A 25,350-nucleotide genomic window follows, 5' to 3' on the forward strand; every position below is an offset into this window, starting at 1 on the left:
AAGCCCCCGTCCCACGACACGTGTGGGCGTATACGTCGGACGCACCAACCGGACCGCCGAACCGTCCCCGGCTGCCCCGCCCCCACAGATCGGAGGCGTTCACACACCCAATGGGGCAGGCCCGGGGCGGTGCGGTGGCGTGTGAGTTGAACTCTTGTTTCCACCAGGACCCCAGTGGCCGACCAGGTTCGCGTAGAGGGCGGAGGCGCGCACCAGTTGGTCGTGCGTGCCCAACTGGGCTTTGTCCCCGTCGAGTACGAGGATGCGCTCGGCGCGACGGGCCGAGCTGATGCGGTGGGCGATGACCACGAGGGTTCCCGGGCGGCGCGCGAACGCGGCTTCCACCGTCGCTTCCGCCGCCGGGTCGAGGTTGCTGGTGGCTTCGTCCAGGATCACGATCCGGGCGGGGGAGACGTATGCCCGGGTGAGGGCGACCAGTTGCTTCTCCCCGTCGGACAGTTCCACGCCTCCCGCGCCGATCAGCGCGTCCAGTCCGCCGAGGCGGTCGGCCAGGACGGCGAGGCCGGTGTCGTTGGCTGCGGCGGTGAGTTCGGCGTCTGTCACGTGCGGTGAGAGGTAGCCGAGGTTCTCTCGCAGCGTACCGGCGAACACGTACGCCTCCTGCGGGATGATGCTCAGCAGTTTGCGCAGCTCGGATTCACGGACCTGCCTGAGGTCCGTTCCCCCGAGCGACACGGTGCCGCGCTGCGGTGCCAGCAGGCCGCCGAGCAGGCTGGCCAGCGTTGATTTGCCGATGCCGCTCGGGCCTACGACGGCGAGGTGGCGGCCCTCCGTGAGGGTGAGGTCCAGGGCGTCGACGATCGGCGCGGCGTGCGGCCCGTAGGCGAAGGTGAGGCCGGTGGCCACCAGGTCACACCCGTGCGGGGTGAGTTGGTCTGCCTCTGTCTCTGCCTGTCGTCGCAGGTCGGCGAAACCTTCACCCAGGCGACCGAGGGTGACCGCCAGTTCCACGCACAAACTGCCGCCGGTCCCTACGAGTTCACGCAGTGCAGGCTCCAGACCCACCGTGAGGTAGGTCGCGGTGCCGATCACTTCGCCGGGTGTCAGACGGCCCGCGTGCACCAGGGACGGCGCCCACGCAAGCAGCACGACGAGCGGGAGCTGGCCGCCGAGGAAGACGATCAGGCTGCGCACCGCCATCGCTCTGGCGAGTACGCGCGAGGTGGCCAGTGATCCGTCTATCGCGGTCCCCACCGTGCGGGTCGCCTCGGCTTCCCCCGCGCAGGCGATCGCATCGCGGATCCCGCCGAAGACGGTGCCCGCCGTCCTGGCGACCTCCTCTTCCGCCAGGAGCACCTTTCTGCGCCGGACGGCGAGCCCGGGCAGCAGCAGTGCGAACACGGTCAGGGAGAGGGTGACGAGCACGCCCGTGACCAGGGCCATGGAGGGAGCCAGGAGCCACAGCCCGGCGAGCGCCGCGAGGACGGTGAAGAGGATCTGCCGGGCCATGCGCAGCAGTGAGCCGAGGAGGTCGCGTACCGCTTGGACCTGTTCGGTGACGCGGGCGACTCCGGCGGTGTGCGCCCGCTTTTGGGATCCGGTCGCCGAGGCGACCGCCCCGTCGACGACGGCGGTGACGAACGCGTCGCGGACCGGCTCGACGACCGCCGCCAGATGGGGGAACAGCTGCCGGGTCGCGATCGCGGCAACCAGTGCGGACCCCAGCAGGACCGCGAGGAATGCCGTGCCGGAAAGGGCTTGGTGGACGAGGAAGCGCCCGAGCGCCGCGCTCACCAGCAGTCCGGACAGGAGCGACGGCAGTGACTCGACCGCGGACCAGAGCGCGACGAGGGCCAGCGTGCGGCGCCGCGCCTTCAACTCCCGTATGAGCAGGGCGAGTCCGGCCCGGTTCACGCGAACACCGCGCGGTAGCCCGTTTCGGTGGCCCACAGCACGTCATGGGGTGCGCACGCGCGGATGCGTCCGGCGTCCAGCCATGCCACGAGATCGGCTCTGGCGGCCGTGGTCGCCCGATGTGCGACGAGCAGACGTGTGCGACCGGCGAGGTGCTCGGTCAGCGCCTCGGCCACCTTGGCCTCGGTCGCCGTGTCGAGGCTGGACATCGCGTCGTCGAGGACGAGGATCCGGCGACCGTGCGCCACGGCGCGCGCGAGCCCCAGTCGCTGCAGTTCACCGCCGGAGAAGGTCGTGTCGTCCAGTGCGGTGTCGAACCCCTGCGGCAGGCGCCGGATGAAGGCGTCCGCCTCGGCGACCCGGGCCGCGTGCTCGACCTCCGCCGACGACGTCCCGGGCCGCCCGTAGGTGAGTGCCTCGCGGATGGTCCCACCGAGCAGGACGGGCCGGTCGAAGGCGTACGAGATCTCTCGGCGCAGGTGTACGGGGTCGACCAGCGCCGTGTCCATACCGTCGATCACGATGGTGCCGCCGTCCGGGTCGATGAGGCGGGCGGCGAGCAGTGCGAGGCTGGTCTTGCCGGCCCCGGACCGGCCGACGAGCGCGACCGCCGCGCCTGCCGGTACATCGAGGTCGACGCCGTCCAGGACGAGTTGGTCCTGGAGGCGGACCGTCACCTGGCGGAAGGACAACGCTCCGGGTCCCGGTGGCAGGGTTGCCGAACCGTCGGCCCTCATCTGGGGTTCGGCGGCCAGGACTTCGGTCACCCGGTTGGTACTGGCCTGTACCTCGCGCAGGTAGACCACATGGTGCACCTGGTCGAGGAAGCCGAGTGCGAAGGTCAGATACATGGACGCGGCCAGGAACTCTCCTGCCGACATCCGGCCGTCCGCCACGCCGAGACCGGCCACGAGCAGCACGGTCACCCGGATTCCCGTCAGGGCCAGCTCTGCACGCCATGAAACCGCGCGCAGAATGGCCCAGTTCTCCATCCCGCACCGGGCCAGTGCGCGCAACGGGCCGAGGATGCGGGTGACTTCACGCTCCGCGGTGCCCGAGGCGCGGATGGTCCTGCTGCCCGCCAGCGCGTCGGCGAGGCGTGCGGCGATGGTGCCCAGCAGTTCCGCGTAGCGCTCGTAACAGCGGTATGAGCTGTTGGTCCTGCGCCACAGCAGCAGTGCTGACGGTACGGCTCCGGCCAGGAACATCGCGCCGAGCCGCCAGTCGATCAGCGACAGCGCGCCGAGCCCGGCCAGCGAGACGACGCTCACCACCAGGATCTCGACGAACACGGGCACCGCACCGGCGCTGGTCGCCGCGTTGGCGGTCATCCGGCTGACCAGGTCTCCGGCGGGATACCGGCGAAGGCCGGGAAGGCCGAGGTCGAAGACCTGCCGCAGCAGCCGGTAGCGCAGCGAGGCCGCGACGCGCGTCATCACCGACGTCCGCGCCAGCCCGGTGCCCGCCTCCGCGAGGACCCGTAGCAACAGCATCGCGGTGAGCAGAACGAGCGTTCCGGCAGGCGTGGCGCCGGTCAGTGTCCGGTCGACGGCGCGGGCCAGCAGAGAGGGAAACAGGAGCGATGTCCCGATCGCGACCGTCGCGCACACCAGGCTCACCGCCGTGCCTGCTGGTGCCAGCCGGGCCAGGCCGAGCGCGGTGCCCTGCGGCGGCGCCGTCGGCATCGCTCCTGCTTCCATCATTGCCTCCGGTCAGTGCCCATGGCTGGGCACTGCGTTGGTTTTCACTCGTAACAGCAGCAGCTGCACCGGGTGACGGGCGGCCACGCGGCCACCTCAGGGTTGGTCGCCTCCAGCAGCTGGAGCGCGTTGACGTCGAATTCCATGCGATTCACCTCCCCGTTAGGTCGTTGTGAACGTCGCCGCCGGCAGTGGCGGCAACGAGTGTGTGGGAGCCGGTGAACGTCTCCGGCAGCCAGAGCCGGGAGCCACCGGTACGCAGCCGGAGCAGGAAGGCCAGTACGCCGGAGAAGCCAGTGCCGAAGTCGGCCTGCACGTCCTTGCCGGTCTCGTCCGGGACGACCTTGCGGCCGTTGCGCAGGACATGACGCATGTGGAGGCTCGCGGCGAGTTCCTCCGCCCAGTCGCGGTACCGCTGGTCCCCGGTGGCCTCGGCCATGTCGAGCAGGAACTCCCCGTCGCCGGCGAGCCCGTGGCATTGGGTGGTTCCGGAGTGCCAGCGGGAGCGGCGGACGGCGACGGCGGCTTGGTCGGCGAGCTCGCGGTATTTGTCCGCCCCGGTGTCGCGCCAGAGCTGCACCAGGAAGGTGCCCACTCCCGAGGAGCCGCTGCACCAGTGGGAGCGCCGCAGACCGCCGGTGTCCGCGACCCGCCAGTACGCGGCGCCGTCTTCCACCTCCGCGACCGAAACCAACGTGTCGGCGGCCTCGACGGCCAGATGCAGAGAGGCATCGTCGCCGGTGGCCCTGCTCGCGGCCAGCAGGAAGGCACCGACCCCGGCGGCGCCGTGTGCGAAGCCGTAGTGGGAGATGTCGTGCGAGGCGAGCAGGAAACCCTTGGGGATCGGCCACAGCCGGCGGCCACCCTGGTCCACCGCCGCACCGGCCAGCCCGTCCGCCGCCTGTCGCACGCGGTCGAGGAAGCCGTCCTCGCCGGTGGCCTCCCAGAAGCGGAGCTGGGTCAGCCCTGTTCCCGCCATGCCGTGGCACACATCCGGGTTGTCCCAGCGGACGGGCACCTTCCCGGCCAGCTCGGCGGCGCGGCGGACGGTGCGGTCGTCCCCGAGGATCCGCCCGGCCTCCAGCAGGGCCCACGCGGTGCCGGAGCGGCCGAAGTGCAGGCCGGGCAGAGACCGCGGTTCGAGCCCGACCCGCCGGTCGATCCACTCCACCGCGGTCCGTACGGCATCGCGCAGCCGCGGTTCGTGGTCGGCCTCGTAAGCGCGCACGAGGACGCCGAGTATGCCCGCGGCGCCGTGCTGGATGTTGAGCGGATCGGTCACCGCGGCCGACTTCGAGGTGGGCCACAGCCGGTCGGCGCTGTCCGGGTCCATGGTGGCCAGCAGGTGCTCGACGGCACCCGTGACCAGTTCCGTCATACCGGTGGTGGTGAGACGTACGGGTGGGAGCGGCCTGTCGGAGGTGGAGGGCAAACCGCCCTGGCCGGTGAGGAATTCACGCACCGCGGCGAGTGCCGGGCGTTGCTCGGGGTCGTCGTCGAGCAGCGCGAGAATGATCGGGGCACAGCGGCGTGCGGCGGCGTTGCCGGGGGTGAGATGGCTGAGCCAGTGCTCGGCCCGCTCGCGGTCCGTCCGGGCGGCCGGACGGTCGGAGCTCAGAAGCGGGTCGCTGCCGCTGACGAGATGGAACAACGTGGCCCCGAGACTGAAGAGATCAGCCGCCTGTCCGGGCGCGGGCCCGTAGCTCGGCGCGTTCACCTGCTCCGGCGCCCCGTATCCAGGCGTGTGCACCCGGAAGACGCGCTCGCCCGGCTGGACGATCATCTCCAGGTCGATCAGCCGCAGTTCACCGTCATCGGTGACCATCACGTTGTTGGGGTTCAGGTCCCGCAGCACCAGTCCCTCGGCGTGCGCCAGCTCCACCAGGTCGACCAGGCCCAAGGCCATCCGCTCCACCGTTTCCGGCGGCGGCCCCCATGTGTCGGTGTCGTCCAGCCGTACGTTCTCCAGCACCCAGTCCCGCAGCGCGGATCCGGAGATCGCCTCCTGGACGAGGAACACCTCGCCCTGCTGCTCGAAGAGACCGTCGCAGCGCGGAGTGAGGCCAGAGGAAGAGAATCGATTCAGCATCGTGGCTTCGCGGCGCCGCAGGTCGCGTACGTCCTCGCCGAGAAGGTTGGCGGCGGTGTGCGGGCGTGCCTGCTTGATGATCACCTCCGCTCCGGTGACCTCGTCCGACGCCCGGTACACACCTCCGGCGTACGAGTGCCGGATCACTTCCCGTACGAGGTATCTCCCATTGAGGAGGACGGGTTTGGGCGCGCCGACCGGGCCTGCGCTCGGGGCGTCACGGGTGAACGGGTCGCTCGGCGCCCATCCGGGCGGACTGAACCACGGCTTGCGCTGGTCGGGGACGAGCGAGCCGTCCGGCGCGACCAGCATCGCGGCCTGGATGCCGTCGTTGTCCAGCACCCGCACTCCGCCGAACGCGCCGAACCGGTAGTGCACCAGACTGCCGGGAAAGCAGGGGCGGTCGGACAGGATGCCCGGACCGGGCAACCCCTCGGTCACGTGGTGCAGTTCCTCGGCCAGCGCGACAAGGTTGTCGTCGCCGTCCGGGTAGACCGTGATGAACTTGCCGCCGCCGGCGCGGTCGAAGCGGTGCGAGACGAGTTCACCGACCCGCGAGATGGTGCCCGCGAACTTGAAGGCGCATCCGTTGCGGATCAGTACGTCGGCCGATCGCGCGAGGACCAGCGGTGCGGACAGCGGGGTCGCGGAGACATGCAGCTTCCACCCCTGCATCCGGGAGTTGAGCCCAGGCGGAAGGACATGGCACCAGAAGTCCCCGGGCCGTACCAGCCAGTCGGCCGCCGCCCGTGACAGCGACGCCCGGACGCAGTCGACGAGCAGCGCGTCATCGCTTGCGCGCGCGGTGCTCTTCGCCGGTGACGAATTCATCTGCGTGACCTCTTCATCTGCGTGACCTCGCCTCTCACCTTGCGGTCGGCACGGGAAGTGCTGCGCGGCGGTCGGTTCGCGTGCGACCGAAGGGGTGGTGGCAGAGGCGGCGCATACATCGCCCGCTCGAAGGAGCCCTGCCCTGGCGCGGATCCGGTCGTGCCCGACGCGTACAAGCTAGGGCGCGGCAAGAGGAGCGCGGTATCCCTAACTCTTGGGATGGCGCGGGCGGTTCGGGACGGGTTGTACACCTGCGGGCGAGGCGATGGGGCAGGGCCTGTCCGGCGGTTGCCGGACAGGCCCTGCCCCAGAGAACGGCTCAGCGCTTGAGCGTGAAGGTGAAGTCGCCGGAGAGTTTGGCGTTCAGCCGGACTGCCGAGACGAGATTCCCCTCCGTGATCAGTCTCCCGACCTCGGCCCCTGAGAGGCCGCAACCTTCGGCGATCAGGCGCACCGGCCGGACGGGGATCCGCGCCGCGAAGCGGACCGAGACGTCGATGACCTCGCGGTCCAGGTGATCCGATCCGTTGGTGTCGAGGCGCCAGGCGCCCGCCCAGTCGAGGGCGATGCGGTTACGGCGCTGCACGCCCGGGTCCTGCAGCAACTCGGCTGTCAGGCCAAGGTCGTTGTCATGCAGCCGGTCCAGCAGCTCAGGTCGTACGGAGCGCACGTTCACCCGCTCCAGGACCGAGAGCTTCGCGGTGTCCCCGCACGAGGTGCAGAGCACGAGGAGCCAGGCGTCGAGGAGCTTGTGGTGTGCGTTGACGCGGAACTTGCCGTTTGCCCGGAAGCGCTCGGACGCGCAGGTGTGGCAACGGCGGAGGACGAGCGGCAGGCAGGTGGGTATGACCACCCAGTTTTCGAGCACAGAAGTACACCGGTTTCAGTGAGAAGTCCGCAGCAAAAAGCAGCGCGGCGCACAGGCGCGACGCGCGACCAATCAGCACTCGGGGGGTCTCACAGGGTGTACAACGGCATGTCCTTGCCTAGACGACTTGGCTCGGCAGCACGGTAGAGGCGCACACCGGCGCTGTGCCACTGGTTTTCGCGCGCGGCGACGTGGGTGCGCCCGTCGAGTGCCCCGGCGGGTGCGCTCCATACACCGGCTCGGACACGCCACCGCCCTCCTATACGTATAGATGGCCAGGGCCGAGGGGCGCCGTGTCACTGAGAGCAACTGCGGTGGGCATGAAAAGCAACATTCAGTCCGTCCATCTCCTTCGATTCGAGAGCGATCCGGCCGTTTCACCCTCACCCACCAAGAGAACAACGTGATACTCCGCGTGACATTCGGGCGGTGTGGAGGTGACTCGCCCCATAGGGCCCACGTCACATACGTATGGGTCTAGTAGCCGCTGACAGCCCGGATACCCGGTGCTCAAACCCCCGCCCACCTGCACGAATACCTACCCGGTCGGCATACCGTTGCCCCTGTGCGGCTGCGAGGCCCCCTAGTAGGAGGGGTCGTTGCCAGACCGCCCGGGCGTCGGTAGAACTGGATGAGTCGCCGAGCGGCACGGGCACTCAGCCCGCCGCAGACGAACCCCTCTCCCTCGCGTGAGTGGCTCACGCATGCCTTCGGCATGCCGCGACCGCCCTCGTCCCCTGCGAAAGGCCCGTTCGTGTCCTACTCCGTCATCCGCCGCATCGCCGCTTCGAAGAAGACTCTTGCTGGTGCTGTCGTCGCCCTCGGTGCCGCCGGTTCCCTGCTCGCGACGGTTCCCGCTCAGGCGGCCCCGCAGAGCGAGAAGGCGATCGCCCAGCAGATGATCAAGGACCCGGCGCAGTTCGCGGCCTTCAACAACATCGTGTCCCGCGAGAGTGGCTGGGACCACACCGCCACGAACGCCTCCTCGGGCGCCTACGGCCTGGTCCAGGCCCTGCCGGCCTCGAAGATGGCTTCTGCCGGTGCCGACTGGAAGACGAACCCGGCCACCCAGATCAAGTGGGGCCTGGACTACATGAACTCCCGCTACGGCAGCCCGGTGGGCGCCTGGAACTTCTGGCAGGCCCACCACTGGTACTGAGCCACCAGCGGTTAGCAGATATATAAGAGCGCCCGGCCGGGACATCCCGGCCGGGCGCTCTTGTGTATCCACTACTGCCCGGCTCGGTTTCGTGGCACCGTTACGCCGATCCGTACGGGCACGTACGCACGACAGGGACGGGAAACGGTGGGTGGCATGGATATCGCCGCGTTGGCCATGCTGCTTCTGTCGTCCTGCTGGACCCTCGGGTGCATCGCCCTGCTCAGGGACTTCCGGGGGATCCGCAGCAAATACAGCATGGCGGACGTGGCCCGCACCCCTGATGCTTCGGCCGCAGTGCAGGCCGAGGTGAAGAAGCGGGACGGTGTCGCCGTGCTGTTCGGCTGGGTGGGTACGGGACTGGGTGCGTACGGGGCGATCGTGGCGGCTGTCAGCGCCGTGAGGTGACGGCGTGGGTGCGTACGGTAACCGTCCGACGCGGGGGTCCCGTCACTTGTCAGCGCGCGCCCCCCGACGGCGGCCCGGGTCGGTCCCGGCGACTCCTGACGAAGACATGATGCAGGTGGGCCGGAGGCCTCCCCTCCGCAGGTTCCCGACCGTACGCTCGGTCGTCGGCGCTCCGGAACCGCTCCGGCTCCGGGTGTGCCGGTGACATGAGCGGGACGCGTGAGCCACACCAGGGGGAAGCGATGACCACACACCACATCGGGCGGCGGCAGGCGCTGCGGGCCGGCCTTGCCGCAGCCGTCGTGACGGGCACCGGGGCCGGGGGAGTCCTCGTCACGGGGGCGGGCACGGCCCATGCGGCCGAGCGGCAGGATCCCGGCATACCGGGTCGCCACGGCGGCCAACTGCCCTCGGTTCCCGGCATGTTGGGCGACCGCTGGGCCAATGAGTTCTGGTACGTCTTCGACGACGTGACCCTGTACCACCGCTCCAAGGAGCTGGACGACGCGTACGCGGCGATGAGGACGTACGCGGGCGGGTTGGAGGTACCGGTCATCGACGCCTGGTTCACGCGGTACCGTCAGCCGGGCTACCCGGGGACCTTCCGGGACTGGGCGGCCCCCGTCGCCGAGCCGCTGCGTGTGATGTCACGCGCGCAGCTCGGCGTCTTCGACCAGTTCTACCGGCGCCGTGACCCCCGCCTCGTCCGCGCGTTCGCCGAGTTCGGGCAGGGCACGCTCTACGACCCGCGCCGTGCGGCGGACGACAACGCCGTGCACACCATGAACCGGTTCTCCGGCTACCACGCCTGGCACGTGTACGCGCGGGCCATGGCACTGCTCGGCATCGACCAGCACCGGTGGCTGGAGATCGGGCCGCTCATCGGGTTCGCCTGGGCGCTCCAGTCGATCGCCCAGCCGTCGGCCGCACACCCCAATCCACCCCTGCCGGCCCGCACGGTGGCCCAGCAGGCGGTGTACTGGCTGCCGCGCGGTCTGGCGCGCCAGGACGCCGACTTCCTGACGGCCCCCTACCCCAAGACGCCTGGTCAGGGCTGAGGTAGCTGCGATGAGTCGGACCGACGAAGGCACGGAGCACCGTCAGGAGTACGCCCGTGGTCGCGCGCTTGCCGAGCAGAAGCTGCAACAGGATGAACGGCTGCTGCACAGCTCGTCGTTCGGCGCGGCGGCGGGCGCCTACGCCGAGCACCGCCCGGACTACGCGCAGACCGCGGTGCGTTGGGCACTCGAACCCGCGCCCGGTCCGCGCGTGCTCGACCTCGGCGCCGGGACCGGCAAGCTCACCGCCACGCTGCTCGCGCTGGGCTTCGACGTCGTCGCGGTCGAGCCCGATCCGGCGATGCTGGCCGAACTGCGCAGCGGCCTCCCCTCGGTGCGCGCCCTGGCGGGCAGCGCCGAGGCGATACCGCTCCCGGACGCGTCCGTCGACGCCGTACTGTCCGGCAACGCCATGCACTGGTTCGACATGGACGTCGCGGGTCCCGAGATCGCCAGGGTCCTGGCACCCGGCGGGGTTCTGGCGGGCCTGTGGAACGTCTTCGACGACGGGGTCGACTGGGTGGCCGGGCTCGCGCAGGTCAGCGGGAGCGCGGCCATCGGCCCACGCGACGTGCCCACCAGCTGGCGCGCCGAGACGGCCGGCATGCACCTACCCAAGACCGGGGACGCCCGGTTCGACTCACCGGAACAAGCGGAGTTCCCGCACGGGCAGCGCCGGACCGCCGACTCCCTCGTCGCGACCCTCGGGACGAAGGCGGGAATGCTGGTCATGCCGGAACGGGAACGAGAGACCGCGCTGGGCCGGGCCCGCGCCTATCTCGCGAGCCGACCGGAGACCGCCGACGGCGAGTTCACCCTCCCGATGCTGACCAGCGTGCTACGCGTACGGCGGAGGTGAAATCCACCGACTGCCCGGGAACGGGCAAAGGGCGCGGCCGGTAGGTGCTCGGCCGCGCCCTCATGGCTGCCCCCGTCACCCCCGGCGTGATGCCATGCCGGCGGGGTGGCACGGTGGTCAGCGCACCTGGACGGTCTTGACCTGCGAGATCTGGTGTATCCGGATGTGCTTGGACGTCGGCGAGGATGCTTCGGTGAGCACGGCCCGGTACTGCCACTGGCCGCGATGCGCCGCGCGCACCGTGAAGTCCAGCTTGCCACCGCCGTTGTAGCCGCCGTGCGAGCACCGCAGGGTCACCCACCCGCCGGAGCCCGAGCGCTGCTGCACGCAGAACCGGTTGTACGTGGAGTTGTCATCCGCGCCGTGCCCGGCGAGGTGGATGGCCGAGCCGAGGCGTGCGTTGTGCGGGCCGGCCGCGAACGTGATGTCCGACTTCGCCCAGGCGCCCCCCGCCGCCAGGGCGATCGTGGCCGCCGCCGCCGTGCCGACGACCGTCCCCCGCAGTGCCGCACGCCGATTACGCATGATCATGGCTTCCCTCTCCTGTGGTCGCTGTGGTCACCGCCGTAGTGGGCGAGAGTGGTCAGGCTCTCGCCGCGATCCGGCGGACGTTCGCAAGGGAAGAGAGCCTGGGAACGGGGGTCGTTGCCTGGACAATGTCACCGTTGTGGAACAAGGCGTCTGCTGGGCAGCGCAGGTGAATTCGAGGGCGGTGCTTGGCAGTTGGACGGATGAGAAGCGTTTGCGGTCAGGGTGTTTGTGTCTGTGCCCAGCGGTAGAGGCGGTGGGCGCTGTCTCCCAGGCGTGTGGCGTAGAGGGTGGGTGTGGGGCCGCCCGCGAGTTCGTCGGTGGTCGTGGTGACGCCGACGACGGTGCCGAGGCCGGTGCGGGGGTTGAACCGGGCCAAGTGGGGGCCGCCGCTCGCTCCACTGGACATGTCGCAGCGCTCGCCCCACAGCAAGGGTGCTTTGGGGCCCGGCCGGGTGGGTCCGGCGCAGTGGATCATGCGTGATCCGGCGTAGGGGGCGGTGGGGTCGTTGAGTTTGCCTTTCGGGTAGCCGAAGGTGTGGATGAACTCGTCCTGGACCGGCTGGGCGAAGGCGATGTTCTGGCTTCCTGTGACGTCCGCGATCCTCTGTCCCGCGGCTGAGGGGTTGGCGACGAGGAATGCCGCGTCGTGACCGGCGACTGCGATGTCCTGCGATGTCGTCTTGGCCGGGTCGGTGTTCCAACGGGACGACGTGGCCATGGACTTGATGGTGAAGCCGCCGAGAGGCTTCGTACCGTTGCGGTAGCCGGGCACGAAATACAGGTGGTGGTTCCAGGTGCCGTCGGCGGTGGGGGCTCCGACACCCCTCAGGCAGTGTGCCGCGGTGACGACGGTGCTGCGGTTCGCGCTGTGGACGACCGTAGCGGTGCAGCTGCCGTCGTAGCCGTCGGAGAAGGTGAAGAACAGCCGCCCGACGCTCGTGCCCACCGCACCTCCGTGCCGCCAAGTGGCGCCCGGGTCAGGCATGTTGGCGAGCAGTGGCTGCGGATCGTCGGGCGTGTTGTCGTCCGCGGGCAGGGGTGTGATCTCGGGGACCAGGGCGCCTGCCAGTTTCATACGTGCGGGGGTCCAGTAGGCGTCGATCTGCTGGCGCTCCTGTTGCGTGGTGGCACCGGAATGCGTGGTGATGGTCTCCGGCTCCGCGGCGAGGGCCGTCGTCGGCAGCAGCGCCGTCGTGGCCGCACTGAGCAGGAAGGCTGCCGCAGCGGCAATGCTCCCCGGAAAACCCCGGCGTGTGGTTGGCATCGTTTCGCCTTTCTTGGTGCTTCGCGTACGAGGGCGCAGGTTGTCCGAACGGGCGCCCCTTGCCCTGTACGACGTGCGACCAGGCACGGGGTTGCCGCTCCGGAGAAGTTGCCGGAGCGTCAGGCGGCGTAGCCGAGGCTCAGGGTGGCCACGACGGGGGCGAGGTAGAGGACGGGGAAGGCGACGGTCGCGTACGAGCGTGCTCGCAGCACGGTTACGACGGCGCCGAGGAAGTACAGCACCAGGGCTATACCGGCCGCGATACCGATCGCGGGGAGCGCCAGGCCGACCAGCAGGCCTGCGGCGCCCGCTGTCTTGGCGAGTCCGAGCGGGGTCCACCAGGTACGAGGGACGCCGTACTGGACCAGCGGCTGTGTCACGAAGTCGGCCCGGCGCAGCAGGGAGAAACCGGAGAAGCCGACCCAGGCTGCGGTGACGACGGCGACGATGATGTAGGTCATGAACATCGGATACTCCTGTGCGGTGTTGGTTCAGCGGATGTTGGGAGCGAAGGGGCTCGGCATCGCTGCGCGCCCCCACATCTCGCTGACACGCGGCAGCGCATGTGTGTGACATCGCGAGGGCGAAAACCTGAAAGGGGATGGGCTCCCTTCTCGACGTCCGCCTGACTGCCGCCGACCGGTTCGCACGGGCAGGGCCGGCTGGCGCCTCCCGGTTACCCGATCGGGTGGTCGTGAGGGAGCGCTGGGCTGCACGGTCCACTCGGTGGGCACGGTCCAGGGGGCCCGGCGGTCGAGGTCAAACCGGCGGCCGTGGCTCTCGGGCTTCAACAGGACATGTGGCAAGGGGAGTTCTCATCGACACACCACGCATCACCAGGCGCCTCGGCATCGCCGGAGCCGTTCTGACGGCGGTCGCGGTCGTCGCGTCGCCTGCCGGGGCCGGTTCGGCCGTGGCGGAGTCGGGTTGTTTTGACCGGGCGAGAGAGCCCTACACCTCGCAGGTCGACGGCCATCTGCACTTCCGTCCGTTCGGCGGCCAGGCGATCCCCTTCGAGGAACTCACCGGATATCTGCACAAGAGCGGTGTCCGGCACGCGAGCATGTTCGGCATCGGGCAGATGCTGCCGGTGAGCTCCGGCTGTACGTACTACCTGGACTGTCCCGGCACTCCCGTCGTGCCGAGCATGAAGAACGACTTCGTCAACGCCGAGAACTATGTGGCGGACAAGTCCGAGGACGCGGAACTCACGGTCTCCATGACCTTCATGGACCTGAACCGGCCGGAGACCATTCCGTCCGGAATCGCCTTGTACGACAAGGAGTTCCCCGGAGTCTTCCGGTGGGCCGGCGAGGTCAACCTCGTCAAGCAGGCGCTGTTCCCCAATCACCATCAGCCCTCGACGGCCGAGAACATCAAGAACTGGGCACCGATGATGAAGGTGCTGCGGGACCGTGGAATGCCGATCACCATCCACTCGGATCTCGGAAGCGACACGGAGCCGACCAAGTACCTCCACCTGATGGAGGAGGCGCTCAGGCTCTATCCGCGGAACAAGATCGTATGGGCGCACATGGGGCTGTCGAAGGAGCTGACCACGATGGACCCCGATCGGCATATCGGGATGATGAAGAAGCTGCTCGACGAGCACCCCAACCTCACGCTGGACCTCAGCTGGCGGGTCCTGGAGGACAGCTACTTCAGCAAGCCGGGGGGCAGGGAGAAGTACGCCGCGTTCTTCGACCGGTATCCCACCAGGGCCATCCCCGGGACCGACTTCGTGGCGTCGCGGAACAAGGACTATCACGTCTATGAGCAGGAGCTGGAGGCCACCAGCCGTATCAACAAGGCGCTGGACGACGAGGCGTTCCGCGACATCGCCCTCGGGGTGAACTACTACCGGCTGCTCGGCGTGAAGGAGACAGTGCCGAAGGTGTGCACGGGCCACCGGGTCAACGGGGCTGTCTGAGGCGCTGGGAGCCGCCACCAGTCATGGTCCACCCGCGCGTTGGCTGCGAGTGGACCATGACGCAGGCGTCGAGCTCAGCCCCCGGCGACCCCGACACGGTTCGCCGCCTCGGGCAAGGTGGCGGCCTTCGCCCGGCGTACGACGAGGGGGAAGCCCGCCGCCACGAGGACGCCGGCGACGAGGACGCCGCCCCAGAGCACCCCGGGACCGGGTCCCGCGTAGACGGCGGCGCCGATCATCGGGCCGAAGAGCATGGAGCAGGAACGCGCCATCGTGAAAGCGCCCTGGTAGGCGCCGCGCGCTTCCGGGGACGACAGGTCGGTCACGACGGCCTGGGTGTTCCCCGCCATCGCGCTCTCCCCGACCGACCAGAGCACCACCGTCGCCCCGAACTCCCACACGGTGTCGGCCAGTCCCGTGCAGGCGAGGCCCGTCCCGAGCAGCAGTGTGGCGGCGGCCATGACCCGGCCCCGTGGGTACCGTCCCACCACGGAGCTGATCCATGGCTGGAAGAGGATGATGAACACGCCGTTGACCGCGATGACCGCTCCGTACGCCGAGGTGGGCAGATCGGCGTCCCGGACCGCCAGCGGCAGGGCGACGTACGCCTGCTCGTAGACCAGCGCGTATCCGGCCGTCAGCAGGAGCAGGGCCACGACGTTGGTGTCGGAGAAGACCATGCGGTACCCGCCGGAGCGCCGGGTCGGCCGCGCCGTGGGCGGGGGCTCGGGGAGCCCTACGTACACGAGGACCCCGCAGGCCAGGCAGGTGGCCGCGTCCACCGCGAACAGCAGTCCGTAGCCCAGGGACGCCAGGTAGCCGCCGAGGGCGGCGGAGACCGAGAACCCGGCGTTGATGGCCCAGAACGTCAGACCGAAGGCACGGGTGCGGTCGGCGGGGGCGACGATGTCGGCGACCAGCGCGTCCGCGGCGGGCCGGTAGATGTTGGAGGTGACGCCCGCCAGCAGGGCCGCCACCAGCAGCAGAGGGAGTCCCCGGGCTGCGCCCAGGCCCACGAGCGCGGCGGCGGACAGACACATCCCCCCAAGGACGGTGGCGCGGGGCCCGACGCGGTCCGCGGACCATCCTCCGACCACCGCTCCGGCGATCACCCCGGCTCCCCACACCGCGGCGACCATGCCCGCCTGCGGAACGCTCAGCCCTCTCGACGTCGTGAGGTAGAGAACGAGGAACGGCTGGACGAACGTGGCCAGCCGGTTGAGCAACGTGCCCCACCACTGGACCCAGAACTCCCTCGGCAGCCCCCGGAACATGCGCGGTGCTCTCACCGGCTCCGCTCCCCGGGGCCGACGGTCGGGGAGTGCTCGTCCGCGTAGACGGGGCGGAGCATGCCGAGGGCGGTGTCCGCCGCCCGCTGCGCCTCGGCGGGCGACTTCGCGGCGGCGAGGGCGTAGGCCAGTCGGCTGTGGCTGTCGGTGGACGCGCCGAGAACGGTGTTGCGACCCACGAGGCAGCGCACCTCCCGTACCCCGGGGACATGTTGGGCCGCGTCGCTTCCCCCGATGGTGTCGAGCAGGCCAGGGCGGGCGACCGGCAGATACGAGATCGCCGCCGCGCCGGCCGCCACCGCCTTCTCCACCTCCGCGACCGCCCCGTCACCGGGCCGGTGTGCTTGGACCAGCAGGTGGCACAGGTCGAGTCCGGTGGCCGCGGTCACCAGATCGGTGATGTGGTCGCCCGGCGGCCGGGCGTTGATCTCGATCAGCACCGGTCCCGAGGGCCCGCACCGCAGCTCGACGTGGGCGACACCGGTGTCGAATCCGACCGCAGCGGCCGCACCGGTGGCGAAACCCGCCAGTTCCGACGCCTGTTCGTCGTCGAGCGGGGCGGGGAAGACATGGCCGAGCTCGACGAAGTGGGGGTGGGGACCCAGCCGTTTCGCGGTGACACCGACCACCGCGAAGCGCCCGCCCGCCGCGACCAGTTCGACGCTGTACTCGGGGCCCTCGACGTACTCGCTGACCACCATGCCGCCCGTACGGTACTGGCCGCGGGCGTTGGTCCGCTCGTGCAGGCCGTCGCGGACGGCGGCGGCCACGGCGGTGGCGGTGTCGCACAGGACGACACCCGAACTGCCCGTTCCGTCGGCCGGCTTGACCACCCAGGGGCCGCTCAGGCCGTGCACCGCTGTCTCGGCGTGCCGGGCCTCGGTGACCCGCCGGTGCGCCGGGACCCGCACGCCCCGGGCTGCGGCGCGCTCGTAGGTGGTGGCTTTGTCGCGGCAGGCCGCGGCGGCGGACGGCGCGAGTCCGCTCGCGCCGATCCTCGCGGCGGCCTCGGCGGCGACCCGCACATGGTGCTCACCCGTGGAGATCACCGCTGTCACGCCGAGCCCCGACAGTGCCGCCGCGACGGCGTCCACCTCGTTGGTGTCGCAGACGACGGCGTGGTCGACCAGTCCCGTGTCGGGCGGATAGGGGCTGTGACGCGAGTGGTAGTACTCGGGGTCGCGGGCGAGGAAGACCACCTCTCCGCCGTCGGCCCGGACGGCCTCCATCGCCCGCAGGCCGGTGCCCGACAGGGCGGTCTCGCAGAAGGCGAAGCGCTCGGTCACGCGGCGGCCGCCCCGTCTTTGAGTACGAGCAGCACCCCGGCGCCCGTGGGAACGGTCGTAGTGGTCATGTCCGGGTCCCCTTGCACCAGATCAATGAATTCCCGCACCTGCGCGGCATGGGACAGTACGTTGTCGACCGCGAGGATGCCGCCTGGCCGGATCGTTCGCCGTAATTGTGGCCAATACGCCGGATAGTATTTTCGCTCGGCGTCGAGGAATACGAAGTCCCAATGGTTTGCGGGGCTGCGGTCCAGGGTTTTGGAGGCGTCCTCGACGAGCAGTTCGACCCGGTCGAGAACTCCCGCTTCCGTCAGGTTCTCGGCGGCCGCTCTCGAACGCTCCGGCAGGATTTCCACGCTCGTCAGGCGTCCTCCGACGGCCGGCAGGGCGGCCGCGATCCAGGCGGTGGAATGTCCGTTGGACGTCCCGATCTCCAGAGCGGTGCGTGCGCCGGTCGCGCGCACGAGAAAGTGGAGTAATCGGGCTGATTCGGGTTCCACGTTCCGTAACCGGAGCAGCCGGTCCTCATACTGCGCGTCGTGTTGTTTTCCCTGGATGTACAGATTGTCCAGAAAAGTCTCTAGATAGCTGTCCACATCTGAGCGTAACATGCACGCAAGGAGCCATAAAAGAGTGCGTGGGCGCCCGTGCGGCAGCCATTTTCCGCTGTCGCACGGGCGCTGTGTCTCACGGTCGGATCAGTTTCCGGCCATGCATCGACTACTTGTCGATTTCGACGATCTGGCTGTCCTTGGCCTGACGCTTGGAGAAGGCAGAGTTGGCGCGAACGAGCCGCGGCGGCTCCATGCCCTCAATGTTCAGTCGGGTGCCGAGAACGTCTTCGAGACGCTTCTTGAGCTGGTCACGCGTAGCCATGGTATTCTCCCATCACTTTCGTGGATACATTTCAGGTCAGCGTTACGTCGGGGGTGAGCTCACCCACGAGGAAACGTGACTTCGGTACATCCGCAGCGCTGACGTCGGAGTCGCCGAAGACGACTTCGAAGTTCTTCGCCAGCCATGCGGTCATCGACGAGATGTCCTGCCAGGTCTCCCTGTTGGTGTGCTCAAGGCACTCGTCGAAGACTGTTTGCAGCGCGGGGTCCTCGCGCAGCCAGAGGTCTATCTGCTCCCCGGTGTAGACGACGTGGTTGATCTCGTCGGCCATGATGTTCTCAAGGACCGGGAGTGCGTCGTCGGAAAGGTCGGGGAATATGCGTTCCCGAAGGATCTGCTGGTATATGCGCAGAACGGTCCAGGACCGGAGCTCGATAGAATGCACCCGGCAGATGAAAGGCTTCAGTCCGTCCTCGAAGTCGAGGACCTCTTCCGCGATCTGCTTCTCGATGTACTCGTCGAGCGTCTCATAGCCGGTCGCCTGCACCAGGGCCTTGAACTGCTTGGAATGCTTCAGTTCCTCGCCCACGTGCCGGGTCATCTTCTTGTGGAACTCGGGATCGGCATACCGGTCGGCGATGATCTGGATCCGCGCGGCACCCTTGGCCTCGTCGATCGCGTTCTGCGTCAGATTGTAGGCGACCATTCGCCTGCTGGACAGAACGGTCGCGGTGACTCCGTACATCGCCGGCGTGGCATAGGCGAGCTGCGGTCCCAGGGCGTTCTGCATCGATTCCTGGTAGAGCTTGCCCGTCTTGATCCCCTGCTCCTGGTAAAGCGTTTGGAGATCCGTGAGTACATCGAACATGAATTCCTCCGCAGAACGCTTCGCTTTTGGGCCGCGCACAGCCGGCCGCTCAGCAGGGCGTCGACTGTCCATTTCGGAAAATATCTGCGGCGGCAGGTCGGCGTGCTTACTGCTACCGGCAGATCTGTTAAGCCGTTCGATCTGACGAAAGAAACATTACCTTCGATCGATGTAGCCGCCAGGCATCTGTGCGGTGATCAAGTTCATGCGGCTTGAGGATTTAATGAATGGTGAATGAAATTGGCTGGTTCCCTCTCTGCTTGCCGTGGCGGTGTGGAGGGTGGAGGCGGCAGGGGGGCGGGGAGTCGGGGCTGTATGTCCATATATGGGGGTGTTCTGTCGTGCCGCTGCCACGGGAGGTGCCGGCGGAATATGTGACACGCACCGACAATGCCTGGCCCGTTCGGGCATGTTGACAGGAAATGTGCATGAGGAAAGGCCTCGTGCGCGGCGAGGGCCTACCACCAACTCCCGCCATTCCAAAGCCAGTTGGACCGATGGGGGGCGACGCACAACCGGCGGCGCCGGCACAAGCTCGTGGAGCGCGCCATGTCGGAGCCGCTCTCGGCCGTAGGCGGGGCCGCGGGGGTGGCCTAGGCCCAGGCTCAGCCGTCGGTCCCGGCTCCGGCCCCGGCCGTCAGCGAGACGGGCGCTGCTGGTTCGACCGTCGAGGCGCCAGCCTCGGTGGTCGCGGAGTTGAAGGCGGCGACGAGCAGAGCACGCGCTTCGTTCTCCCCGAACGCCCGGGTGATCTGTCACGCCGCCCACGTCCAGGACATCGGCTGGCAGTCGGCGGTCTGTGACGGCAGCGTGGCGGGGACGACAGGCCAGAGTCGCCGGATGGAGGCGCTGGCGATCTCGACCAGTGACGTCGGTGGTGTCTGTGCCAACGCCCACCTGGCCGACATAGGTTGGCAGGGCTGGGCGTGCGGCCGCGACGGCGATGTCGTGACGGTCGGCACCACCGGCCAGTCGCGGCGGATGGAGGCGCTGGGCGTCCAGGTCGGCTCGGGCAGCGTGGGCGCGCAGGCCCATGTGGAGGGCTACGGCTGGCTGAGCTCGGTCGTCGGGAACCCGGTCTATGTGGGGACGACGGGTCAGTCCAGGCGTATGGAGGCCGTACGCATCTGGGTCTGAGGCACAGTGGCCTGATGATCTGACAGGGGTGGTGCCGGTCCGCGGCAGGCGCCACTTCTGGTCGAACCGTCAGAGCTGAGCGCCGGGCCTTCTGGGGGCAGCCCTGAGCGTCGTACGCGCTGCGCTCAGAGCTGCCCGTTCCGCTGACGGGTTCAGCGGTTGAGGGTGTTGAGGTGCTGGTAGAGCGCCAAGTGGCCCTCGGGGGTGGGGTGCAGGCCGTCGACGAGCAGGTCGGGGCGCTTGTGCAGGGGGTCCCACAGGTCGAGGAAGTCGATGTGGTTCTCGTCGCACCAGGAGCGTGCGGCCTCACGCAGGGACAGCGCCCGCTCCTCGGTGAACCGCAGGCCCTCGTAGTCGTGGGTGCGTTCTTCGTCGAGCCAGATCGGTCCCGCGACGACGAGCCTTGCGTTGTGGCTGGAGGCCGTGGCGGCCAGCGCGTCGAGTCGGTCCGTGACGTGGGGCAGTGCGTCACCACCGGTCGGCGTGGTGGCGGAGTCGTTGATGCCGGCGGCGACCATGAGCGTGTCGGGCAGACGGGCGGCCAGCAGTCCGGGGGTCTGCTCGCTCACGTCGAGCAGGGTGCTGCCAGGGATGGCCAGGTTGAAGACGCGGTGTTCGCCCTCGTTCGCGGCTATGTGTTCCGCTGCCAGGTGGGCAGTCCATCCGCCGCGCGGGTCACAGCGTCCGTAGGCGATGCTGTCGCCCACCACCACGATGCGCGCTGCCGAGCGCAGCGGTTTGGCATCGAGGTAGGCCCAGGCGCTCTCGCCGGAGGAGAGTCGTACCCGTCGGCGAGCGTAGTCGTCGACTTCGTAGGCATCGGCGGCGGCGAGGTCCTGGTCGGTGAGGTGCAGGACCGCCCCCTCGACCACGGCGCCGTACTTGCGCCGCAGGGTCAGGTGTACGTCGAGGCCGCTGGTGGCGATCACGGACGGGTCGGTGATCGGCAGGGGCCTGGTCGTATATCCGGTCAGCGACGCGGGAGACGTGGGCACGGCCTGGCCGAAGAGCGCGGTCTGGACCTGCTCGTCCATCAGCGTGCCGAAGGAGAACAGGGTGTGGGGGCGTGACGTGGTCACACGTGGCCTTTCTCGAATGATCTGTCGGATCACCCTAACGGCCGCCTCTCACCTCCTGACCAGCCCTCTTGCCGTCCCGCGCGCTCTCGACGGTCCGGCGCCCCCACGCTCACCAGGGACAAGCACCAGCAGCTCGGTGAATCCGCAGCCCGTGTGCCGAATAAACCGGTGTCGACAACCGCCCCCCGCTCCCTACACTCGCCTCACACGGCCCGGAGTCCCGGGGGCTGCGCGTCGACGAATGAGGGGAGCCCGGCATGTGTGAGCGCATCGCCGACGCTGCTCCCCGGTCGCGGTACGACGTGATCCTGGTGTCCACGCGTTCCCGGTGCCGGCTGCGCGGCCGCCACCGGATGCCCGCGACGTACGTCTGACCCCTGCCCGCACGGGACCCACCCGGCCGGGCCGGTGGTCCGGCTTCGGCCTGACGTAACACGTATCTGACGTCACGTCAAAAACATTGCCCTTGTGGCACGTCCGGGAATCGCGCTGCCCATATCCACCGCGTTCAGCATTCCGAAAGGCCTCGGGCCGTGCGTACCAACCTCAACCTCCGATCCCACCCCGTCCCCGCGCTCGCCGTCGTACGTAACCTCGGCATCCTCGCCCATGTCGACGCGGGCAAGACCACCGTCACCGAGCGCTTCCTCTTCGCGACCGGTACCACCCACAAGCGGGGCGAGGTCCACGACGGAACCACCGTCACCGACTTCGACTCCCAGGAGCGCGACCGCGGCATCACCATCTTCGCCGCGGCGGTGAGTTGCGACTGGGACGGCCACCGGATCAACCTGATCGACACCCCCGGCCATGTCGACTTCTCCGACGAGGTGGAGCGCTCCCTGCGGGTGCTCGACGGCGCGATCGCGGTGTTCGACGCCGTGGCCGGCGTCGAGCCGCAGAGCGAGTCGGTGTGGCGCCAGGCCGACCGGCACCGCGTGCCCCGGATCGCGTTCGTCAACAAGCTGGACCGCGCCGGAGCCGATCTCGACACGGCGGTCGCGTCGATCCGGGACCGGCTGCACACGGTTCCACTCGTCGTGCAGCTGCCGATCGGCCGGGAGGACGGGTTCACCGGAGTGGTGGACCTACTGCGGATGCGCGCGCTGAACTGGGTTGCGGACGGCGACGGTTACGTGGAAGGGCCGTTGCCCGAAGGCCTGCGGGAGGAGGCGTTGCGGCGGCGCCGACTGCTCGAAGAGTCTGTGGCGGAGCTCCACCCGGTCGCACTGGAGGAGTTCTGCGCCCGTACGCAACTGACGGAGGCAACGCTTGCAGCAGCGCTGCGCGACCTCACCGCGAGCGGTGAGGGAGTCGTCGTGCTGTGCGGATCGGCGTACCGCAACCGGGGGATCGAGCCGCTTCTCGACGCGGTGGTCGCCTATCTCCCCTCGCCGGTGGACATGCCGCCGGTGCGGGGCACTCTGGACGGCGAGACGCGGGAGCGGACCGCCGACCCGGACGAGCCCTTCGCGGGCCTGGTGTTCAAGGTGAACGCGACCGCCACCGGCCGTCTCACCTATGTGCGGGTGTACGCGGGAACGATTCGAAGGGGGGACACGGTGCTGGACGCGACCGCTCGGCGCACCGAGCGCATCGGCCGGATCCTGCGCGTACAGGCCGACCGGAACACCGAGGTGGACCGGGCGCGGGCCGGGGACATCGTCGCCGTGATCGGGCTCAAGTCGGCCCGCGCCGGGGCCACTCTGTGCGCACCGGCGCATCCGCTGGTCTTCGAACCGCCGACGGTGGCGGACCCGGTGGTCTCGGTGGCGGTCGAGGCCCGCAGCAGCCTCGACACCGACCGGCTGGCCTCGGCGCTGGCGCAGTTGGTGGTGGAGGATCCCTCGCTGACCGTCCGTACTGATCCCGAGACCGGTGAGACGGTGCTGTCGGGGATGGGTGAGCTGCATCTGGAGGTGGCGGTGGAGAAGATCCGCCGCAGCCATGAGGGACTGGAGATCGGGGTCGGGCGTCCGCAGGTCGGCTACCGCGAGACGGTCGGGCGCGGGGTGTCCGGACTGCTGTACCGGCATGTCAAACAGGAAGGAGGAGCAGGCCAGTTCGCCCATGTCGTACTCGATGTGGAGCCGCTGGAGCGGGCGGCCGACGCCGTGGACAGCGGCACCGGCGCGGAAGGGTTCGAGTTCCGCTCGACCGTCATGGGTGGCCGGGTGCCGCAGGAGTACATCCGCGCGGTCGAGGCCGGTTGCCGGGACGCCCTCACCGCGGGTCCCCTCGGCGGGCATCCGGTGACGGGGGTGCGGGTCACGCTGTCCGACGGGGCCACCCACCCCAAGGACTCCTCGGAGATGGCGTTCCGGACCGCGGGCCGTCTCGCGCTGCGTGACGCCCTGCGTGCCAGTGCGATGGTGCTCCTGGAACCGGTGATCGAGGTCACCGTCACCGTGCCCGACAGCGCTGTGGGCGGGGTGCTCGGCGATCTGGCGGCCCGGCGCGGCCGGGTCGCGGGCTCGTCCGCACGGGCGGGCACGGCGGTCATCACCGCGAGCGTGCCCCTGGCCGAGCTGTTCGGCTACGCGTCCCGGCTGCGCAGCCGCACCCAGGGCCGGGGCACCTTCACCACCCGGCCCGCCGGTTACGGTCCCGTCCCGGCGGGAGTGGTGACCCGGTAGCCGGCGGCCCCGCCCTGCTCGTCAGGGCGGGGCCTTTCCGTGGGACTCAGCCGGGTCGCTTGGCCATGACGACCACACCCGGCCCGGTCTGCTCATCCGCGGGGAGGCGGAGTTCGGCGACCGGGCGCAGTCCGGCCTGCTCGATCAGGTCCACGAGTTGCTCAGGCCGCCATTTGTGTGTCGTCCACTGAACGGGTACATCTCCGTAGGCCTCGGTGCGCAGCAGATCTTCGTCGCCGACGTGTGTCGCGGTGATGAAGTGTCCGCCCGGCTTCAACGCACGCGCGAACATGGCGAGGACCTGCGGAAGGACATCACGGGGGAGGTTGAACAGTGACCACCACCCGAGCACGCCGCCGAGTGACGCTTCGGCCAGGTCGAGGTCGGTGGCGGAGGCGACGCTGAAGCGGCATTCCGGATGAAGCCGGCGCGCGTTCTCGATCATCCGGGGGGAGAGGTCCACCCCGGATACGTCGAGTCCGCGCTCGGCGAGGTAGGCGGTCACCGTTCCGGGCCCGCAGCCGACGTCGAGGACGGGCCCGAGCCCGCTCACGGTGTCGGCGAAGGCGTCGATCGACGCCTTGAGCCAGGGATGGGTACGGATGTCGCCCATACCCGTCGTCAGGACCATGTGGGCGTAGTTGTCGGCCACCCGGTCATAGGACTCACGTACTGCGTCGAGATCGGCCGGGCGGTCAATATGGTGTGCGCGCATCAGCCAACGATAGGACTGCGCGAGGGGCTTGGGGGTGATGGGGGTGGGGATACGCCAGGGGGATCATTCCGTTACGGGCAGGCACTCGGCGAGCAGGTCGACGATGTCGCGCCAGGCTCGCTGCGCGTGCACTGGGTGGTGGCCGACGCCCGGGCGCACGGTGTGGTCGACCGTCGGATGGTGGAAGGCGTGCAGGGCGCCGCCGTAGACCGCGAGGCGCCAGTCGACGCCCGCGGCCTGCATCTCGGCGGTGAACGCGTCCCGTTGCGCGGGCGGCATGATCGGGTCCTCCGACCCGACCCCGGCCCACACCGGGCAGCGAATGCGCGCCGCCTCGCCCGGTCGGCCCGTGGTCAGTGCGTTGACCGTCCCGATCGCGCGCAGGTCCACGCCGTCGCGCCCGAGTTCCAGCCCGATGGCGCCCCCGGTGCCGTAGCCGATGGCGGCGATCCGGTCGGGGTCGGTCCGCGGTTCGGCGCGCAACACGTCGAGCGCCGCGTGGCCGATGCCCCGCATCCGGTCGGGGTCGGCGAGCAGCGGCATGCAACGGGCCAGCATCTCCTCGGGGTCGCCCAGATAGCGCCCGCCGTGGAGGTCGAAGGCCAGCGCTACGTATCCCAGCTCGGCGAGTGCATCGGCCCGGCGGCGCTCGACGTCGCTGAGCCCCGTGCCCTCCGGTCCGAGCAGTACCGCGGGCCGGCGGTCGACACCGGCTGGGAGCGCGAGGTGCCCGATCATCGTGAGGCCGTCGGCCGGGTATTCGACCGTGCGCGTGGTAATCGTCGTCATGAGACTGGACGGTAGTGATCGTCGGGCCCGGTCGGGCCGGAGTTCACCACTGGCGGAACTGCGCGGGTGTGCCTCTGCGGTGCGGCGTACGCTCACAAAACTCCGTGTGGCGGGCGCACCGGCGTTGTGCGAAGCGGTATTT

General features: G+C 69.4%; 23 protein-coding genes. 7 read left to right on the forward strand and 16 right to left on the reverse strand.

All coding sequences use genetic code 11. The features are described 5' to 3' along the window. Positions 1-99: 99 nt before the first annotated feature. The 5 genes from ACT1U9_RS32010 to ACT1U9_RS32030 all read right to left on the reverse strand — a co-directional run bounded on the left by ACT1U9_RS32010 (position 100) and on the right by ACT1U9_RS32030 (position 7,363). The gene (locus ACT1U9_RS32010; RefSeq protein WP_444536118.1) at positions 100-1,875 is read right to left on the reverse strand and encodes an ATP-binding cassette domain-containing protein; all 1,776 of its coding nucleotides are present in this window, start codon (positions 1,873-1,875) and stop codon (positions 100-102) included. Further along, positions 1,872-3,560, reverse strand: a complete 1,689-nt coding sequence (locus tag ACT1U9_RS32015; RefSeq protein ID WP_444536119.1) for an ABC transporter ATP-binding protein — start codon at positions 3,558-3,560, stop codon at positions 1,872-1,874. Before ACT1U9_RS32015 ends, ACT1U9_RS32010 begins: the two co-directional genes overlap by 4 nt. A gap of 59 nt (positions 3,561-3,619) precedes the next feature. Next, complete coding sequence (locus ACT1U9_RS32020) at positions 3,620-3,721, reverse strand: ALQxL family class IV lanthipeptide (RefSeq protein WP_444536120.1); 102 nt, start codon at positions 3,719-3,721, stop codon at positions 3,620-3,622. 5 nt (positions 3,722-3,726) lie between these two features. Continuing rightward, positions 3,727-6,495 (reverse strand): class IV lanthionine synthetase LanL, encoded by a 2,769-nt coding sequence (lanL, locus tag ACT1U9_RS32025; protein ID WP_444536121.1) that lies wholly within the window; start codon positions 6,493-6,495, stop codon positions 3,727-3,729. A gap of 319 nt (positions 6,496-6,814) precedes the next feature. Next, positions 6,815-7,363 (reverse strand): DUF1062 domain-containing protein, encoded by a 549-nt coding sequence (locus ACT1U9_RS32030; RefSeq protein ID WP_444536122.1) that lies wholly within the window; start codon positions 7,361-7,363, stop codon positions 6,815-6,817. A gap of 754 nt (positions 7,364-8,117) precedes the next feature. Here ACT1U9_RS32030 and ACT1U9_RS32035 point away from each other — a divergent pair. The 4 genes from ACT1U9_RS32035 (at position 8,118) to ACT1U9_RS32050 (ending at position 10,847) form a co-directional block, all read left to right on the forward strand. Then, positions 8,118-8,522, forward strand: a complete 405-nt coding sequence (locus ACT1U9_RS32035) for a transglycosylase SLT domain-containing protein (RefSeq protein ID WP_444536123.1) — start codon at positions 8,118-8,120, stop codon at positions 8,520-8,522. Positions 8,523-8,678: 156 nt separating this feature from the next. Continuing rightward, positions 8,679-8,930, forward strand: a complete 252-nt coding sequence (locus ACT1U9_RS32040; protein WP_444536124.1) for a hypothetical protein — start codon at positions 8,679-8,681, stop codon at positions 8,928-8,930. 242 nt (positions 8,931-9,172) lie between these two features. Then, positions 9,173-9,988: a hypothetical protein gene (locus tag ACT1U9_RS32045; RefSeq protein ID WP_444536125.1), complete on the forward strand. Its 816-nt coding sequence runs from the start codon at positions 9,173-9,175 to the stop codon at positions 9,986-9,988. Between the two features lie 10 nt (positions 9,989-9,998). Beyond that, complete coding sequence (locus tag ACT1U9_RS32050; RefSeq protein WP_444536126.1) at positions 9,999-10,847, forward strand: class I SAM-dependent methyltransferase; 849 nt, start codon at positions 9,999-10,001, stop codon at positions 10,845-10,847. 117 nt (positions 10,848-10,964) lie between these two features. Here the strand turns inward: ACT1U9_RS32050 and ACT1U9_RS32055 are convergent, their stop codons facing one another. From ACT1U9_RS32055 to ACT1U9_RS32065, 3 genes are all read right to left on the reverse strand, one after another. Next, positions 10,965-11,378: a hypothetical protein gene (locus tag ACT1U9_RS32055; protein WP_444536127.1), complete on the reverse strand. Its 414-nt coding sequence runs from the start codon at positions 11,376-11,378 to the stop codon at positions 10,965-10,967. 217 nt (positions 11,379-11,595) lie between these two features. After that, complete coding sequence (locus tag ACT1U9_RS32060; protein ID WP_444536128.1) at positions 11,596-12,642, reverse strand: trypsin-like serine peptidase; 1,047 nt, start codon at positions 12,640-12,642, stop codon at positions 11,596-11,598. A gap of 119 nt (positions 12,643-12,761) precedes the next feature. Then, positions 12,762-13,109 carry a DoxX family protein gene (locus ACT1U9_RS32065; RefSeq protein WP_444536129.1) on the reverse strand — a complete coding sequence of 116 codons (348 nt, stop codon included), beginning with the start codon at positions 13,107-13,109 and terminating at the stop codon, positions 12,762-12,764. 332 nt (positions 13,110-13,441) lie between these two features. Between ACT1U9_RS32065 and ACT1U9_RS32070 the strand changes: the two genes are divergently transcribed. Then, positions 13,442-14,572: an amidohydrolase family protein gene (locus ACT1U9_RS32070; protein ID WP_444536130.1), complete on the forward strand. Its 1,131-nt coding sequence runs from the start codon at positions 13,442-13,444 to the stop codon at positions 14,570-14,572. Between the two features lie 74 nt (positions 14,573-14,646). On the opposite strand, the gene ACT1U9_RS32075 is transcribed toward ACT1U9_RS32070, so the two are convergent. The 5 genes from ACT1U9_RS32075 to ACT1U9_RS32095 form a co-directional block, all read right to left on the reverse strand. Continuing rightward, positions 14,647-15,861, reverse strand: coding sequence for an MFS transporter (locus tag ACT1U9_RS32075; RefSeq protein ID WP_444536131.1), 1,215 nt, complete (start codon positions 15,859-15,861; stop codon positions 14,647-14,649). Continuing rightward, positions 15,858-17,147 (reverse strand): ATP-grasp domain-containing protein, encoded by a 1,290-nt coding sequence (locus ACT1U9_RS32080; protein ID WP_444536132.1) that lies wholly within the window; start codon positions 17,145-17,147, stop codon positions 15,858-15,860. Before ACT1U9_RS32080 ends, ACT1U9_RS32075 begins: the two co-directional genes overlap by 4 nt. Continuing rightward, positions 17,144-17,743, reverse strand: coding sequence for an O-methyltransferase (locus ACT1U9_RS32085; protein ID WP_444536133.1), 600 nt, complete (start codon positions 17,741-17,743; stop codon positions 17,144-17,146). The genes ACT1U9_RS32080 and ACT1U9_RS32085 overlap by 4 nt, the downstream gene beginning before the upstream one ends. Positions 17,744-17,867: 124 nt before the next feature. Further along, positions 17,868-18,023 carry a hypothetical protein gene (locus tag ACT1U9_RS32090; protein WP_188273366.1) on the reverse strand — a complete coding sequence of 52 codons (156 nt, stop codon included), beginning with the start codon at positions 18,021-18,023 and terminating at the stop codon, positions 17,868-17,870. A 31-nt stretch (positions 18,024-18,054) separates the two neighbouring features. Next, positions 18,055-18,852, reverse strand: coding sequence for a hypothetical protein (locus tag ACT1U9_RS32095; protein WP_444536134.1), 798 nt, complete (start codon positions 18,850-18,852; stop codon positions 18,055-18,057). 684 nt (positions 18,853-19,536) lie between these two features. On the opposite strand from ACT1U9_RS32095, the gene ACT1U9_RS32100 reads away from it, so the two are divergent. Further along, a complete protein-coding gene (locus tag ACT1U9_RS32100; protein WP_444536135.1) occupies positions 19,537-19,989 on the forward strand; it encodes a hypothetical protein in 453 nt (150 codons plus the stop codon). Positions 19,990-20,141: 152 nt separating this feature from the next. On the opposite strand, the gene ACT1U9_RS32105 is transcribed toward ACT1U9_RS32100, so the two are convergent. Next, a complete protein-coding gene (locus ACT1U9_RS32105; RefSeq protein ID WP_444536136.1) occupies positions 20,142-21,068 on the reverse strand; it encodes a GDSL-type esterase/lipase family protein in 927 nt (308 codons plus the stop codon). A 533-nt stretch (positions 21,069-21,601) separates the two neighbouring features. Here ACT1U9_RS32105 and fusA point away from each other — a divergent pair. After that, entirely contained in the window at positions 21,602-23,704 is a 2,103-nt protein-coding gene (fusA, locus tag ACT1U9_RS32110) for an elongation factor G (RefSeq protein ID WP_444536137.1), read from the forward strand. Positions 23,705-23,750: 46 nt separating this feature from the next. Here the strand turns inward: fusA and ACT1U9_RS32115 are convergent, their stop codons facing one another. Together ACT1U9_RS32115 and ACT1U9_RS32120 are read right to left on the reverse strand one after the other, a co-directional pair. Then, entirely contained in the window at positions 23,751-24,419 is a 669-nt protein-coding gene (locus ACT1U9_RS32115; protein ID WP_444536138.1) for a class I SAM-dependent methyltransferase, read from the reverse strand. Positions 24,420-24,482: 63 nt separating this feature from the next. Next, entirely contained in the window at positions 24,483-25,208 is a 726-nt protein-coding gene (locus ACT1U9_RS32120; RefSeq protein WP_444536139.1) for a dienelactone hydrolase family protein, read from the reverse strand. Positions 25,209-25,350 lie beyond the last annotated feature (142 nt).

The sequence above is a fragment of the Streptomyces sp. BR1 genome (assembly GCF_052373795.1).
In the GTDB taxonomy this organism is placed as follows: domain Bacteria; phylum Actinomycetota; class Actinomycetes; order Streptomycetales; family Streptomycetaceae; genus Streptomyces.

What these genes read in the sequence shown, in the direction of transcription:
- ACT1U9_RS32040 (WP_444536124.1), top strand. Translation starts at nt 8,679, where the DNA reads ATGGATATCGCCGCGTTGGCCATGCTGCTTCTGTCGTCCTGCTGGACC.
- ACT1U9_RS32090 (WP_188273366.1), bottom strand. Translation starts at nt 18,023, where the DNA reads ATGGCTACGCGTGACCAGCTCAAGAAGCGTCTCGAAGACGTTCTCGGC.
- ACT1U9_RS32095 (WP_444536134.1), bottom strand. Translation starts at nt 18,852, where the DNA reads ATGTTCGATGTACTCACGGATCTCCAAACGCTTTACCAGGAGCAGGGG.
- ACT1U9_RS32015 (WP_444536119.1), bottom strand. Translation starts at nt 3,560, where the DNA reads ATGCCGACGGCGCCGCCGCAGGGCACCGCGCTCGGCCTGGCCCGGCTG.
- ACT1U9_RS32055 (WP_444536127.1), bottom strand. Translation starts at nt 11,378, where the DNA reads ATGATCATGCGTAATCGGCGTGCGGCACTGCGGGGGACGGTCGTCGGC.
- ACT1U9_RS32060 (WP_444536128.1), bottom strand. Translation starts at nt 12,642, where the DNA reads ATGCCAACCACACGCCGGGGTTTTCCGGGGAGCATTGCCGCTGCGGCA.
- ACT1U9_RS32045 (WP_444536125.1), top strand. Translation starts at nt 9,173, where the DNA reads ATGACCACACACCACATCGGGCGGCGGCAGGCGCTGCGGGCCGGCCTT.
- ACT1U9_RS32115 (WP_444536138.1), bottom strand. Translation starts at nt 24,419, where the DNA reads ATGCGCGCACACCATATTGACCGCCCGGCCGATCTCGACGCAGTACGT.
- ACT1U9_RS32020 (WP_444536120.1), bottom strand. Translation starts at nt 3,721, where the DNA reads ATGGAATTCGACGTCAACGCGCTCCAGCTGCTGGAGGCGACCAACCCT.
- ACT1U9_RS32120 (WP_444536139.1), bottom strand. Translation starts at nt 25,208, where the DNA reads ATGACGACGATTACCACGCGCACGGTCGAATACCCGGCCGACGGCCTC.
- ACT1U9_RS32050 (WP_444536126.1), top strand. Translation starts at nt 9,999, where the DNA reads ATGAGTCGGACCGACGAAGGCACGGAGCACCGTCAGGAGTACGCCCGT.
- lanL (WP_444536121.1), bottom strand. Translation starts at nt 6,495, where the DNA reads ATGAATTCGTCACCGGCGAAGAGCACCGCGCGCGCAAGCGATGACGCG.
- ACT1U9_RS32065 (WP_444536129.1), bottom strand. Translation starts at nt 13,109, where the DNA reads ATGTTCATGACCTACATCATCGTCGCCGTCGTCACCGCAGCCTGGGTC.